Consider the following 13,882-nt stretch of genomic DNA (forward strand, 5'->3'; position numbering starts at 1 on the left):
GGGGACTGCCCTCCGGGGGGCAACGCGACGGGAGGCCCTGCATCAGCTCCGCACGCCACTCACCGAGAGAGATCGGTGTTCTGTGCCGCGCGCCTACCCAGAAAGCGGCGCGCAAGCCCGGCCGATCGCGCACGCAACCATGCTGTGACCTGCGACCACCGCCTCCTGGTCAGTCCGCACAACTCACGATGATCAACATGGCCGTACTGTCCCCGCACCGACCCTGACAACCAGCAAGATCACGATCCGAGGCCGGAGCGAGGGACTACCCCGTCGTCACATCAGCCGTGTCGGGCATCAGAGCACAGACGGGGTGCCAGGACCGCAGCTTCCTCGCCGAAGATCGCGGCGTTGTCAGTAGTGAGTGTTAAGACTGAGGGCACGACGTGCCACGCTCACGAAGGGAACGTACGTGACCAACACGGGGGACCGCGCACAGCCAGTAGCCGGTGTGTACGAACGGCTGGTCACCGATCGGCTCCAAGACGAAGTCGACCAACTCGCTACTGACGGTTGGGCTGCGATCACCTCCGACGTGAGCGACGCGTCTTCCCCACATGTGTTGGCTCAATATGTAGGTGAAGCCGTGCAGCGGGCCCTCCGCGGGTTGCCGCACAAGGACCGAATTATCGCTGCCAACCGCATCATGCAGTCGCTTCCCACCGACTCCGATACCGAAGCGGAAGTCATCGCAGAGGGTCCCCGCCAACTAATGGCGCTGGCAAAGCAGGAGAGCAAGGGTGTTTACGCCATCAGGCCGCTCACGCCGCTCTCCGAGACCGCTCTCCTCACCAACGCCCCTGAAGATCCGAGCCTGGGTACGGAACTACGCGCTGAGCTCGCCACAGCTGACCGAGTCGATCTGCTGTGCGCCTTCGTCAAGTGGTACGGCCTGCGGGTTCTAGAAGACTCGCTCAGATCGGCGAGGGATCGTGGAGTCCCCCTCCGCGTCGTGACCACCACCTACATGGGCGCCACGGATCGCCACGCGCTCGACAGGTTGGTCCGGGACTTCGGCGCAGAAGTAAAGATCAACTACGAGACCAGGTCCACTCGCCTTCATGCCAAGGCGTGGCTCTTCCATCGCGACACGGGATTCGACACCGCCTACGTAGGCAGCTCCAATCTGTCCCGAGCTGCGCTACTCGACGGGCTGGAGTGGAATGTCCGACTGTCTGCCGTCGCCACGCGTCCCGTACTGGACAAGTTCGAGGGCACCTTCGACTCCTACTGGAATGACAGCGCGTTCGAGTTGTACAAGCCCGAGACCGACTGGCAGCGGCTCGATGAAGCCCTAGCTCAGGCAGGCGGGCAACGGAGCGGAGACGATCTCAAGATCAGCCTGTCCGGACTTGAGATGCACCCGTTCGCCCACCAGAAGGACATGCTGGAGCGGCTCCGTGTGGAGCGCGAGGTTCACGACCGTCATAAAAACCTGCTCGTCGCTGCCACGGGCACAGGTAAGACCGTCATGGCGGCGTTGGACTACAAACACCTCCTCCATCAGGCGGAAGAGAAAAACCTGCGTCTACTCTTTGTCGCGCACCGCAAGGAGATCCTCAAGCAGTCCCTGCGCACCTACCGAGAGGCGCTTGACGATCCATCGTTCGGCGAGCTCCTCTATCAGGGTCAGCAGCCAAGGGAATGGAAGCACGTCTTCGCCAGTGTCCAGTCCCTCACCCCCGCTCGCCTAGACGAGTTGGAAGCCCATCACTTCGACGTAGTGGTGATCGACGAGTTCCATCACGCCACGTCCAACACTTACCGACGTATCATCGAACACTTCCAGCCGAGGGAGCTGTTGGGACTTACCGCAACTCCAGAACGCATGGACGGCAAGAATGTTCAGGACGAGTTCTTCGACGGCCGCATCGCGGCAGAACTACGGCTGTGGGAAGCGTTGGAAAATGACCTCCTGTCGCCTTTCCACTACTTCGGAGTTCCCGATGGAATCGACCTCACCAGCGTCACGTGGAAGGGCGGATCCTACGACCAGGGCGCGCTGAGCAATGTCTACACAGGCAACCACGCTCGCGCACGGCTCGTCGTCAAAGCCATTCACGAAAAGCTTGCCAACCCGGGCACCATGCGCGCCTTGGGGTTCTGTGTGTCCAAGGCGCACGCCCACTTCATGGCCGACTTCTTCCGTAGGGCCAACTTTGCCGCCGTGGCACTCGATAGTGATTCATCGAGCGAACAGAGAGAAACAGCTCTTGGCGCTCTCAAAGCTGGAAACATCCAAGTCATCTTCTCGGTTGACCTCTTCAACGAAGGCCTTGATGTACCAGATGTCGACACCCTTCTACTGCTGAGGCCAACAGGTAGTGCAACTGTTTTCCTTCAACAGTTGGGTCGCGGGCTTCGACGTACTGCGTCGAAGCCGGTACTAACGGTCCTGGACTTCATCGGCCAACATCGGGCAGAGTTCCGCTTCGAGGACCAGTTCAGGGCCCTGACCAACTTTACGAGGAGTCGACTCGTCGAGCACATCGAGCACGACTTTCCGCAACTTCCATCAGGCTGCCAAATCATCCTGGAGCCGCAGGCAAAAGACCTGATTCTCAACAATATCCGCAAGCAATTGAAGCTCGATATCAGCGCTCTCGCCAAAGAGGTGCGCGAATACGCCCAGTACGACTTGGTTGATTATCTCCGCGAGAGTCGCCGCGATATCAGGGAGCTCTACAAGGGAAAGAACTCATGGACTCGAATCCTCCGGCACGCGAGGCTCCTTGAAGGTACCGCCCCAGATGGAGAGTCAGAGCTCCTGAGGCGCGCACACGCTTTCCTCCACGTCGACGACCCCGACCGCGTACGCGCGTACTCTCAGCTCCTCAGTGACGACGTCCCCAACTACAAGGACCTTAATTCAGAGAATCAAGCCTTCGCCCGCATGTTGTTCTTTACGCTGTGGGACAAAGCTGGCGGCTTTACGACCTACAGCGAAGGACTCGACTCCTTGCGCGGCCAGCCCTATCTGCGCCGAGAGCTCAGGCAAATCCTGGCGCACGGGCTGGACCAGGCAGATCACGTCGCCACCCGACTCCCTGCTCCGCAGAGCCACCTACCTCTGCGGGTACACAGCTGGTACAACCGTTCCGAGATCCTGGCTGCTATGAATATCGCCAAGTTCGGTGGTCAGATGCCTGGAGTATTCGCTCAGGGCGTCACATGGAGCGAGGAACTCCAGTCTGACGCACTACTGATCACTCTAGAAAAGGACGAGAAAGACTTCTCTCCGACGGTCCGGTACAAGGACTTTGCGGTCAACCCGTCGCAATTCCACTGGGAGTCACAGAACAGCACCCGGGAAGACTCCCCCACTGGACGCCGCTACAGGAACCACGTCGCCGAAGGAAGCCATGTCCTTCTGTTCCTCCGCCGGTACAAGGACACCGACATCGGCAAAGCACACCCTTGGATGTTGTTGGGCTCGGCCCAATACCTCAAACACCAAGGCAACAAACCGATGGCGATCACGTGGAACCTCGACCGCGACCTTCCCGCTGATGTCTGGTCGTACTCAGCACTCACGGCAGGCTGACCTACAGATCGCCCAGATCACCACTCCGGTCGGCCCAGCGACGCCGATGAGCCCGAAGATACTTCCGCTTCACCTTGTGCACATCGTGCTTCACATAGAGATCGCCGATTATCTGTTGCGTCAGACCATCGACAATCTCGAAACGATCGGTGATCAGCCGAGCCCCGTTGTCAAAGAGGACGTGGCAATTTGGGCACAGACTCAGGATGTTATCCGGCTCATCCGGCCCAAGGTGAGGTGCCCCCAAGGCGTGTATATGCGCGCCCTCGCTGTACGTAGCACCATCCAACCCGACGGCGAGGGTCGTCCTGCACATCTGGCATGCATTCCCATAAAGCGCTTTTATGGCGCGCACATGCTTCGTGTTGCGCACCCTGCGCTGCGTGCTGATGTACTTCGCAACCGAGCGCTCAAGCTCAGTCGAATCGTCGGTGTCAGGATCCGCGCATACTCCGGTAGCAGCCTGCAAGGGATCTTCGATGTCATCCTTGACCAACCTGTACTGCCACATCAGATGACCCCGAGCTGTACGAACACCCCAGTAGTCGTCCACGTGATAGAGGCCTGCGTACTCATACCCCTTGCGCGCCTTGCCACTTACTATGCCCAAGCCTCGGACAAACCGAATGGGTAGCCCTTCTCTGAAGTTCAGGACCAGCCCCGCGTTGGACCCAGTCAGCTCCTGGTCTTTGGTGATGTGGCCCGACTTGTCGCGATCTCCGCCTCGGGCGGTGTAGATGATGATGTCGCCATGATCCTCGTCAGCGGCGTAGCCTCCGCTGGCGACGATGGAGTCCACACCCTCAGCGGCCGTCCCCGAGATCCCCGCGCCCCGCTGGCGATGCACGTTCTTGGCATACAACTCGTTGTGCGAAGCGAACGTCTGCCCCTCCACAACACCAGGAGGAGGGCCAAAGTAGATCTTCTTAGGTGAACCGTTCGAGGACGACATCCGAACATATTGGCGAAACAGGTCGACCGAACGGCCGCCTGGTCGAATCTTGGCCAATTTCGAGCGTTTGATGACCTGTTCGCGTCTGTCAGACGCGAAACTCCTGAGGGCCCCCCATCCGCACCAAACCGTCCGTCCGCTTCGATGAGTCCTGCCACCGGTCGACCTATACCGCCTCTCGCAGCTCAGCCTCAAAGCGCCTCTGCGCACGATCCAATACCTCGTCTGGGTCGCACCCATGAGCCCGAAGCCAGTGGAGGAAGTCAGCGATTACCTCGATCGCGGTCACCTCCGCCACCGCCACGCTCAGCACCGTCGAGGGCATCGAGCGAGGCAGCCTCGTCGCTCCGTACAGAGCGAGCATCGCTTCGGCCCTCGCCACCCCAGCGCCTCCGCTGTGGCCGTTCGGCGCAGTGAGCCCCGTTGCCAGCTCGCACCAAGTGACCTTTCGATCCGCGCGCAGTTGGACGCCCCAACGGTCCGCCATCGCATCGACGAGCGTCATGCCTCTGCCAGCCTCGGAGTCCTCACTTGCAGAAATCAATGTGGGCAAAGCGCGGGTGTCAGGGTCGTGAACCTCAATACGCAGGTACGTGCCGTTCATCGATACGGCGAGCGTGACCGGCGTGCCGGGTCCGACATGCCTGATGACGTTGGCTGTCAGCTCACTGACACACAGCTGAGCTGCCTCAATCTGACCCTGGAGGCCCCACTGGCACAGGTGCAACCGCATCACGTTACGGAGACCGGCCACCTCCTCCGGTTCGGCCAGGAAGGCCAGCTCCCAACTCTTGCGCTGAACCTCACAGCGACAGTCGTTCATGTACATCAACCCCTAGATACTGAAGGCTTGTTAGCTTCACGCAATGGTTCCCTCACTTAGAGTGGCAGTGGAACTCTCGAAATGGAACTCTCATACAGTTGCTTCGTGAAGCATTGGGCGGCGCCATGCGCCCCCGGCGTACGCCGCCTTGCCGCCTTAGCTACACAGCGGCAGTCTCAGCGGGAGTTCGACATGAAGGGCTGGAAACATGGCCGTTGGTCCCACCACACGTAGGCGTCAACTGGGCTCGGATCTCCGACGCCTCCGGGAACGTAAGGGCCTCACCCTCGAAGAGGCGGGCGCGGGAGTGGGGATCTCCAAGGCGACGCTGAGCCGATATGAGACCAAGGAGGGCTCGGTCAAATGGCCCACCGTGGACGCGCTCTGCCGCCAATACGACGTCAGCGACGGAGAACGTGAGGCCCTCGTCGAGCTGGCCAAGGGCGCCAAGATCCAGGGATGGTGGCGCTCGCTGGCCGACCCCATCCCCGAGTCCATGAATCTCATGCTCACGCTGGAAGATGAGGTGCTCAGCGAGGATCACTTCGCCTGCATGTACGTACCGGGGCTTCTCCAAACTCGGGCCTACGCCGAAGCCGTCCACCGCGCCTCCGAAATGCGTTGCACCGAGAAGGAGGTGCAACACATGGTCGATATCCGGATGAAGAGGCAGGAACTTCTCAAACGTGAGCAGCCGCCCCATATTTGGGCGGTCATCGACGAAGCAGCCATCCGTCGCAGGGTTGGCGGTCGCAACACTATGCGGGATCAGCTCCTGCACCTGTTGACGGTGTCCGATTGCCCCGACGTCACTGTCCAGATCCTGCCGTTCAGCACCGGAGCACACGCTGCCGCCGTAGGTAGCTTCACCATCCTTGGCGGCCAGACAGCTCACCTGGATGTCGTGTACGTGGACATCATCGGGGGCGGCCTGTTCATGGAGAAGCCGAAAGAAATCGAACGCTATAGATTGGCCTTCCAGTACCTCCGTGCGCAGGCACTCGACATCGACGCCTCCGCCGACCTCATCCGAAGCGTGGCCAAGGAGAGTTAATGACCAAGGGGCCGGAACCTCGCTGGTTCAAATCCACCTTCAGCGGGGGTAGCGGCACAGAGTGCGTCGAGTGCGCACCGGCATGTGACGGAACGCTGGTGCGCGATTCGAAGCAGCCGAACGCCGCCCGGCTTACTGTGAGTGGACCCGCCTGGGCAGGGTTCATAGGAGCTGTGCGAGCAGGTCAATTCGGCTGAAGCCCCTCGGGTCACGACCGGACGGAGCAGTACGAGCACTCCCCCTCACGACAGCTTGAACCCGCCCAAGTCAGCACCCGCCCCCGGGTGATCAGGCCAGTCGACCGCGTACGCAGCATCCCGTCCCGTGCCCAGCCGGGCATAGCGGAGCAGTTCGCGGACGATGCCGGCGTTGCCCATGCCCCAGCCTGTGTGGGGTGTGAGTTCGCTCGGGGTGGCTCGGTGTTCGAGGTTCGACCAGCACACTCCCGCCGCGTCCTCGATCGACCGGGAGGCGAGGTCCGTGACGAGGATGTTCGCGAAGTCCAGGCCATCGCCGTGTTCGACGTACCGGTCGCACGCCAGCGCCAGTACCCCTGCCGTCCCGCAGCACCGGCCGTTGTTGTCCCAGAAGCCGGGGCGCAGCCGCTGTGGGAGGCCGGAGTGGGTGACCGTGTGCCAGCACCCGTCCGCCAGTGCCGACCAGGACGGGTCCTGGAGGGCCGCCGCCAGCAGCCGGAACGCCTGGGCGTCGCCCGTCGGGCCGTGGCACCAGCCGTAGCTGTAGCGCTCGATGCGGTCCGGGACGTGCTGCGGGTCGGAGTGCGGGACCAGGAAGCCCGCCGGGCCCGCCTCGTTGCGGGCGGCCACGTCCGAGGCGCCGGCCACTGCCAGTTCGGTCAGGTCGGGGCGTCCGGCCTGCCGGCCCACGGCGGCCAGTGCGTACGCGATGCCCAGTGTGCCGTGCGAGAGATGGTGGAATCGGGCCGGTGCCCCGGACAGCGACTCCCACTGCACGCCGCCCGCTGTCCGTTCCGCGGTACGGAGGTAGGGCGTCACCGCGCGTACGGCCAACTCGTCTTCTCCCACGGCCAGTGCGCCCAGAGCGATGCCCGCGTTGCCGATCAGCAGGTCGAACCATCTGTCGTCCCAGCGCGTTCCGTCGAACCGGGACCGCACCCGCTCCATCGCCCGGTCCGCGGCCGCGCCTGCGGCCGTGTCCCCCAGCAGTCCGTGCACCGCGCGCAGGGCTACGGCCATTCCGGTCAGGCCCGTGTACAGGGAGCTGACGTCCCACTCCTCCGCGGCGGCCGCGAGGGTCAGTGCGCCCCGCGCTGCGGCATCGCCGTACCGGTCGTCGCCGAAGTGCTCCCGGCCTTCGAGCAGCGCCAGCACGATCCCGGCAGTCCCGCTGTAGAGGGTGGGGTCCAGTTCCTCGTCGGTCGTGGTCTCCGTCCAGGCCAGGCCGTTTCCGGTGTCCCGCGCCGAGCCGACGAGCCAGTCCAGACCTCCCCTGCCCAGGGCCTCGGCGGCAGCCGGCAGATCTCGCTCGGTGGGCTCTGTGATCATCGGCCCAGCGTCCCACGGCCGTACCGGGCCGACAATGAGCTTTCTTGCCTGCCGGGCGGGCCGGAGGACATGCTGGCCCCGTGCCAGGACAGCAGCGTAAGCGGAGGAATCAGCAGCGGGGCGGCCCGTTGCGGGGTGCCGGAGCGGGGCGGTGGGAAGTCGTTTTCGAGACCCAGGACGCGGCGGAATGGCAGAGTTCGGTGCCGCGGATCCGGAGTGAGCTCGGGCTGACTGATGCGTCGATGCTGCGCGTGGACACGCTGCGCGGTCCCAACCCGGGTCCCAACTCTGGTCCCGACCCCGGTCCCGATCCCGGTCCCGGTCCCGGTCCCAACTCCGACCCCGATCCCGGTCCCGGTCCCGGTCGTGCGGAGCCGCCGACCACCTATCGCCTGAGCATGTTCGTCCCGTATCCGCAGACCGCGCCTCAGCCGGAGCCGCCGGAACAACCGAACGGCTGAGTGTGCTGGGGCGGGCCGACGCGTCAGTGAAACGTCGCCGCCTCTTTCTCGTCGCGGTTCCGGCCGTGGGAGCATCGGCACCATGCAGTACCGGTATGCCACTGAGGCCGATGTGCCCGCCATGGCGGAGCTCTTCGCCGCCAACCGTCGCGATGCCCTCACCGAGCAGCAACGCTCCGAGCAGGGATTCGTGCAGGGCAACTTTGACGCTGCCGCCCTGCGTGCGATGGTCCGGGACGGAAGTCTCCTCGTCGCTGATGACGCAGGTGAACAAGGTGGCGCGGACGGCCAGGACAGCACGGGTGGCCCGGATGCTCGCGGTCGCGCCGGCCGCGTAGTGGGGCTTCTTGCTCTGTCCTCGGCCGAGCGGCTGTCCAGCCCGCCGCCGCCCGTACGCGCGCTGCTCGACGCCCAGGACTCCCTGCGCTGGCAGGGTCAGCCGCTGAGCGCGTCGCGCTGGCTGATGTACGGGCCGGTCGTGGTCGACGCCGCCTTCCGGGGGCGCGGCGTGGCCAGGGGGCTGTTCGAGCTGGCGGTCGAGGCTGCCGGGGGCCGGGCCGATGCCGTGGTCGCCTTCATCGAGGCCGAGAACCAGGCGTCGTGGCGCGTCCACGTGGACGGTTTCGGCATGTGTCCGCTCGGTGACTTCGTCGCGGGTGGGCGTACGTACAGTGCCGTCGCCGCGCCGGCCCGGGACGCGCCCCGGTAACTCCGGACCGGCAGAAACCACCCGGGAAACTCCCCGGTAGCTCCTACCGGTCCGGCCACAACCGCGCCAGCCGGCGCTCCACCCCCTGCGGCAGCGCCCCCGCCTCGATCGCTTCGAGTTCAGCAGCAACGAGGCCGGTGCGGCCCCGGCAACTGGATGATCGCCATCCGGCCGACGTGACGTCCGATGGCCGCCAGCACCGCGCGCCCGCCGCCGCCAGGCTCGGGTGCATGACAGAGACCCCATCAGCGACAGCAGCCGCACGTGAACCGCTGGCCGTGCTCCAGAGCATGTACGCGGCCGAGGCCCGCTATCTCGCCGCCGGCGGCCCGGACGCGGTCGGCTTCGACATCCTGGCGCCGTTCTTCGCCCCCGATGTCGTACTGCATCAGGCGGCCGGGCTTCCGTACGGCGGGACCTGGCACGGACACGACGGCATGGCCCGCTTCTTCCGTGCGATGAGCCGGACTTGGGAGTCCTTCCGGATGGCCGGGCAGGAGATCCTCGCCACCGGCGAGACCCTCGTGGTGCTCCACCGCATCGAGGCGCGCTCCCGCGCCACCGGCCGGGAGATCGCCTTTCCGATCCTTCAGACGGTCGCGGTACGGGGCGGTCGGATCAGCGAGGTCCGGCCGTTCTACTGGGACACGGCGGCCATCGCGGAGACATGCGGGTGGGCGGCGGCGCGGGCCAACTGACCCTGCCCGCCTGTCAGTGCACAGCTTGAGGCCTCGCCCCGCCGCGGTGGCGTGATGGCGCCGTGCGTTCAGCCGATGCCGATCGGGTTGACGAAGGTGCCGGGGCGAGTGGCTCCGGACTGGTCCAGGACGGCACCGCCGTAGGGCCACTTGAGGGTGACGTGGGTGGTCTCGTCGGGCGGCGTGATCAGGACCTGGCTCACCTTGAACGGCTTGGGGCCCTTCATGGCGTTGGGGAGCGGCAGGATGTTCATGGAGACCATGGAGGTGTCGTCGCCGGGGCTCAGGGTCATGGTGCTGGACTTGTCCGAGGAGCGGGGCAGGTCCCAGGTCTCGCCGGTCGTGCTGATCAGGCGGACACCGGGGAAGCCGTGCAGGGTGCAGGTGCGGTTGCCGCTGTTGGCGAGCCGGACCGTGGCCATCTGCTGGTAGTCGGCCTGCATGTCCGGGGCTCCTCCGTGCGGGCCGCCCCAATTGAAGGTCAGTTCGCCGGTGTGGCAGCGCTTGCTCTCCGCGCCCGTGGTGGAGGCGGTGGAGGCGAGGTTCACCGCGTCGGTGCGTGAGCCCTTCTCGGCCATCTTCTTCACGTTCTTCATGCTGTCCCCGGCCGCCTGCGCCTTCTCCTGCGACCCACCCTGGAGGCCGGACCACCCGCCGGCCTTGGAAGAGGTCGACCCGGATGACGAGTCGCACGCGGTGGCGCCCGCGCCGACCGCGATGACCGCCAGCACGGCGGCGGTGCAACGGACTGCGCGAGTGAGCTTGGCGGTCATGGTTCCTCTTCTCCGGCGCCGGATCTCCGTCCGGCGCTCCCCGTGTCCAGTGCGCCTTACGGGAAGTGAGATGTGTGCCCTCCAGGGGGAGTTCACGGAGCCCGGGACGGAAATTGTCCGGAAGCTGTAACAGCCATCCACCCACCGCCGCAGCTCGACCGGCCGCCTGCCCTCGCCCCCTTTCTGCACCCACACGTACGCCGACCGTGCCCGCCCCCTCCCCCCTCCCTCCTCCCCTCGGCTCTCGGCTCTCGACCCCCGATCCCCACCCCGCCACCGGCCTCCGAATCCGCGCCATTAGCCTCGTCCTCATGGCAAAGATTCCCGCAGCAGCCGTAGCAGCCACCGGTCTCGTCGGCGGTTTCGCCGTGGCCCGCTGGACCAGGAAGCGTCCCCTCGGGGGCGTGGCGCTCGCCGCCGCCGGTGCGGTCGCCGCCCGGCAGTGGCAGCAGGAGGCCGGTACGGCCAAGGCCGCCGCCCTCACCGGTGTCTACCTCGCCGCGTTCGGCGGGTCCCACCCGCTCGCGAAGAAGATCGGCGCCTGGCCCGCCGTGTTCTCGGTGGCCGGTGCTGTCGCCGTGGCCTCGACGGTGGTCGCCCGCCGCGCCTAGCGTCTGGCGTCTGGGGCAGGCCGATGGGCTACGCCCCCAGGGCGTGCGACACCGCGTAGATCGCCAGGCCGGCCAGCGCACCGACGACCGTGCCGTTGATCCTGATGAACTGCAGGTCACGGCCGATGTGTGCCTCGATCTTGCGGGACGTCTGCTCGCCGTCCCAGCCCGCCACCGTGTCCGAGATCAGGGACGTGATCTCGCCGCGGTACGTCGTCACCACGTACACCGCCGCGTCCTCCAGCCACCCCTCCAGCTTCTGCTGGAGGCGGGCGTCGGTCGCCAGCCGGGCGCCCAGAGACAGCAGCGAGGCGCGGGCCCGCAGCCGCAGTTCGCTCTGCTCGTCCTCCGCCGCCGAGATGATCATGGTGCGTACCGAGGCCCACGCCGAGGCGATGACGTCCTGCACCTCCGAGCGGCCCACCAGCTCCGACTTGAGGCGCTCCACCCGCGCCCGGGTGTCGGTGTCGGACTGGAGGTCGGACGCGAAGTCCGCCAGGAAGCGGTCGAGGGCGCCACGCGCCGGATGCTCGGGCATGTCGCGCATCTCGGTGATGAAGCGCAGCAGCTCCTTGTAGACGCGGTCGCCGATCTTCTTGTCGACGAACCGCGGCGTCCACCCCGGCGCCCCGCCCTGCACCGCGTCCATCACCGAATCGGAGTGGACGGTGAGCCAGTCGTGGGCCCGCATGCAGACCAGGTCGACGACCCGCCGGTGGCCCCCGTCTGCGACGACCTTCTCCAGCATCTTCCCGAGACCGGGTGCGACCTCGGCGGCCTCCGCACGGCGGGTGATCGCCTCACCGACCACCGCCTGGACGTCCGAGTCGCGCAGCACGGTCAGCGCGCCGCGCAGCGCCGTCGACAGCTCCGCCGTCACCCGGTCGGCGTGTTCCGGTTCAGCGAGCCAGGATCCGAGCCGTCCGCCGATGCCGACGGCCCGCAATCTTGCCCGTACGACAGATTCCGACAGAAAATTTTCCCCAACGAAGGAACCAAGTGACTCCCCAAGCTGGTCTTTCTTGTTGGGGATGATTGCGGTATGAGGGATGGGGAGGCCAAGTGGCCGGCGGAACAGTGCCGTCACGGCGAACCAGTCGGCCAGCGCACCCACCATGCCCGCCTCAGCCGCCGCGGCGACATACCCGGCCCACGACCCTGCCCCGGTGTGCGAAGCCCAAGTGGCGAGTACGAAAATGAGAGCGACCAGAAGGAGAAGTCCGGTGGCCGTCGTCTTCATACGGCGGACCCCACGGCGCTTCTCCTCATCGGCCGCGCTGTAGGCAACGGAGCCCAGTGGCGCGGTGCCTGTGACGCCTTCCGTCCCAGGTCCGGCTCCGACTTCCGTTTCCCTGCCAGTACGTTCCATCAGCTCCGCCTGCTCCGCCCGTTCCGCCCGTTTCCGTTCCTGCACCTGTACCGCCCCGTGCGTATTGTCCCTGCCTCAGCTACTCCTGGGACGCACGCCGAGTTCCCGAGGAGACCGACCGCTCATGACCAGGAGCCGTGGTTACGCCCTGCTCGCCACGCTTGCGGCAGTGGTGACGCTCGTTTCCGTTGGCATCTTCGCCATGGTGAAATCCCCGGCCACCACGGTCTCCGCCGGAACCCCGTCGCGGGTCTCGTCGGGGGTGCCCGCGTCCGGCAACTGGACGGGCACCTGGTCCGCGGCGCCCGTCGGGCCCGAGCCCGGTACACCGAACGGCCTCCCCGGGAGCACCATCCGTAACGTCGTGCACACCAGCATCGGCGGCTCGCTGACCCGGATCACCCTCTCCAACCTCTTCGGCACCCAGCCGCTGAAGATCACCGAGGCATCCGTCTCGGCCGACGGCTCGATCCAGGCGGTGACGTTCGACGGGCGCCACTACGTCACGATCCCGGCCGGCGGGCAGACCATCAGCGACGCGGCCCGCATCCAGATCCCGAGCAACGGCAATGTGACGGTCTCCTTCACCACCCCGGCGCCGAGCGGCCCGGTCACGTACCACCCGCACGCCCGGCAGATCTCGTACGCCAGCCTCGGCGGCCACACCGTCGAGACGCCCTACTGGCGCTACCTCACCGCCGTGGACGTCCTCACCCACGAGGCCCGCGGCTCGGTCGTGGTCTTCGGCGACTCGATCACCGACGGCATCACCTCCACCGCGGACACCAACCAGCGCTGGACGGACGTACTCGCCACCCGGCTCGCCGGCCACTACGGGGTACTGAACGAGGGCATCAGCGGCAACCGCGTCCTGCTCGCCGGCAAGGGGCAGAGCGGCCTCGACCGCTTCGACCGTGATGTGCTCGGGCGCTCCGGTGTGAAGTCGGTCGTCTTCGAACTCGGCATCAACGACGTCCTGCGGCTGCCGCACAACGTGACCGCACGGCAGATCACCGACGGGCTGCGCAAGCTGGCCCAGGAAGCGCGGGCGCGGGGGCTGCACGTGGTCGGAGCGACGCTGATGCCGTTCGGCGGCCACCTCGGGGTGACTCCGCGGCTGGAGGCCGTACGCCAGCAGGTCAACGCGACCATCAGGGCGGGCGGTGTCTACGACTCGGTGGTCGACTTCGACAGGGCCCTGCGCGACCCGTACGCCCCGAGCAGGCTCCGGCCCGGCTACGACTCCGGCGACCACCTGCACCCGAGCGACGCCGGGTACCGCAGGATGGCGATGACCGTGGACCTGAACACCCTGACCACGTCGGCGCCTGCCAGCGCCTGAGGGTCTGCCCCCTGCCGGAG

Annotated in this window: 12 protein-coding genes; 7 read left to right on the plus strand and 5 right to left on the minus strand. The window is 66.0% G+C overall.

Annotated features, from left to right (window positions below; all coding sequences use genetic code 11):
• Positions 1-412 precede the first annotated feature (412 nt).
• On the plus strand, positions 413-3,544 hold the full coding sequence (locus OHB13_RS12735; RefSeq protein ID WP_328377166.1) for a DUF3427 domain-containing protein: 3,132 nt from the start codon (positions 413-415) through the stop codon (positions 3,542-3,544).
• A gap of 1 nt (position 3,545) precedes the next feature.
• Here OHB13_RS12735 and OHB13_RS12740 read toward each other — a convergent pair whose 3' ends face one another.
• A complete protein-coding gene (locus tag OHB13_RS12740; protein ID WP_328377167.1) occupies positions 3,546-4,553 on the minus strand; it encodes a YDG/SRA domain-containing protein in 1,008 nt (335 codons plus the stop codon).
• A gap of 109 nt (positions 4,554-4,662) precedes the next feature.
• Entirely contained in the window at positions 4,663-5,325 is a 663-nt protein-coding gene (locus OHB13_RS12745; RefSeq protein WP_328377168.1) for an ATP-binding protein, read from the minus strand.
• A 202-nt stretch (positions 5,326-5,527) separates the two neighbouring features.
• Here OHB13_RS12745 and OHB13_RS12750 point away from each other — a divergent pair, with 202 nt between their 5' ends.
• On the plus strand, positions 5,528-6,373 hold the full coding sequence (locus OHB13_RS12750; RefSeq protein WP_328377169.1) for a helix-turn-helix domain-containing protein: 846 nt from the start codon (positions 5,528-5,530) through the stop codon (positions 6,371-6,373).
• Positions 6,373-6,570, plus strand: a complete 198-nt coding sequence (locus tag OHB13_RS12755; RefSeq protein ID WP_328377170.1) for a DUF397 domain-containing protein — start codon at positions 6,373-6,375, stop codon at positions 6,568-6,570. Before OHB13_RS12750 ends, OHB13_RS12755 begins: the two co-directional genes overlap by 1 nt.
• A gap of 45 nt (positions 6,571-6,615) precedes the next feature.
• Here OHB13_RS12755 and OHB13_RS12760 read toward each other — a convergent pair whose 3' ends face one another.
• The gene (locus OHB13_RS12760) at positions 6,616-7,899 is read right to left on the minus strand and encodes a lanthionine synthetase LanC family protein (protein ID WP_328377171.1); all 1,284 of its coding nucleotides are present in this window, start codon (positions 7,897-7,899) and stop codon (positions 6,616-6,618) included.
• A 543-nt stretch (positions 7,900-8,442) separates the two neighbouring features.
• Between OHB13_RS12760 and OHB13_RS12765 the strand changes: the two genes are divergently transcribed.
• Together OHB13_RS12765 and OHB13_RS12770 are read left to right on the plus strand one after the other, a co-directional pair.
• Positions 8,443-9,069, plus strand: a complete 627-nt coding sequence (locus OHB13_RS12765) for a GNAT family N-acetyltransferase (RefSeq protein WP_328377172.1) — start codon at positions 8,443-8,445, stop codon at positions 9,067-9,069.
• Between the two features lie 230 nt (positions 9,070-9,299).
• Positions 9,300-9,767, plus strand: coding sequence for a nuclear transport factor 2 family protein (locus tag OHB13_RS12770; RefSeq protein WP_328377173.1), 468 nt, complete (start codon positions 9,300-9,302; stop codon positions 9,765-9,767).
• Positions 9,768-9,835: 68 nt separating this feature from the next.
• Here the strand turns inward: OHB13_RS12770 and OHB13_RS12775 are convergent, their stop codons facing one another.
• Positions 9,836-10,540, minus strand: coding sequence for a DUF4232 domain-containing protein (locus OHB13_RS12775; protein ID WP_328377174.1), 705 nt, complete (start codon positions 10,538-10,540; stop codon positions 9,836-9,838).
• 311 nt (positions 10,541-10,851) lie between these two features.
• Here OHB13_RS12775 and OHB13_RS12780 point away from each other — a divergent pair, with 311 nt between their 5' ends.
• The gene (locus tag OHB13_RS12780) at positions 10,852-11,151 is read left to right on the plus strand and encodes a hypothetical protein (protein WP_266856642.1); all 300 of its coding nucleotides are present in this window, start codon (positions 10,852-10,854) and stop codon (positions 11,149-11,151) included.
• Between the two features lie 28 nt (positions 11,152-11,179).
• Here OHB13_RS12780 and OHB13_RS12785 read toward each other — a convergent pair whose 3' ends face one another.
• Entirely contained in the window at positions 11,180-12,520 is a 1,341-nt protein-coding gene (locus tag OHB13_RS12785; RefSeq protein ID WP_328377175.1) for a DUF445 domain-containing protein, read from the minus strand.
• Positions 12,521-12,644: 124 nt separating this feature from the next.
• Here OHB13_RS12785 and OHB13_RS12790 point away from each other — a divergent pair, with 124 nt between their 5' ends.
• Positions 12,645-13,862, plus strand: coding sequence for an SGNH/GDSL hydrolase family protein (locus OHB13_RS12790; protein WP_328377176.1), 1,218 nt, complete (start codon positions 12,645-12,647; stop codon positions 13,860-13,862).
• Positions 13,863-13,882 lie beyond the last annotated feature (20 nt).

Origin of the sequence: Streptomyces sp. NBC_00440, from assembly GCF_036014215.1 — a bacterium.
Lineage (GTDB): Bacteria > Actinomycetota > Actinomycetes > Streptomycetales > Streptomycetaceae > Streptomyces.

Excerpts from the sequence above, each read along its gene's own strand:
- OHB13_RS12745 (WP_328377168.1), bottom strand. The coding sequence starts at position 5,325 with ATGTACATGAACGACTGTCGCTGTGAGGTTCAGCGCAAGAGTTGGGAG.
- OHB13_RS12750 (WP_328377169.1), top strand. The coding sequence starts at position 5,528 with ATGGCCGTTGGTCCCACCACACGTAGGCGTCAACTGGGCTCGGATCTC.
- OHB13_RS12755 (WP_328377170.1), top strand. The coding sequence starts at position 6,373 with ATGACCAAGGGGCCGGAACCTCGCTGGTTCAAATCCACCTTCAGCGGG.
- OHB13_RS12760 (WP_328377171.1), bottom strand. The coding sequence starts at position 7,899 with ATGATCACAGAGCCCACCGAGCGAGATCTGCCGGCTGCCGCCGAGGCC.
- OHB13_RS12765 (WP_328377172.1), top strand. The coding sequence starts at position 8,443 with ATGCAGTACCGGTATGCCACTGAGGCCGATGTGCCCGCCATGGCGGAG.
- OHB13_RS12770 (WP_328377173.1), top strand. The coding sequence starts at position 9,300 with ATGACAGAGACCCCATCAGCGACAGCAGCCGCACGTGAACCGCTGGCC.
- OHB13_RS12775 (WP_328377174.1), bottom strand. The coding sequence starts at position 10,540 with ATGACCGCCAAGCTCACTCGCGCAGTCCGTTGCACCGCCGCCGTGCTG.
- OHB13_RS12780 (WP_266856642.1), top strand. The coding sequence starts at position 10,852 with ATGGCAAAGATTCCCGCAGCAGCCGTAGCAGCCACCGGTCTCGTCGGC.
- OHB13_RS12785 (WP_328377175.1), bottom strand. The coding sequence starts at position 12,520 with ATGGAACGTACTGGCAGGGAAACGGAAGTCGGAGCCGGACCTGGGACG.
- OHB13_RS12790 (WP_328377176.1), top strand. The coding sequence starts at position 12,645 with ATGACCAGGAGCCGTGGTTACGCCCTGCTCGCCACGCTTGCGGCAGTG.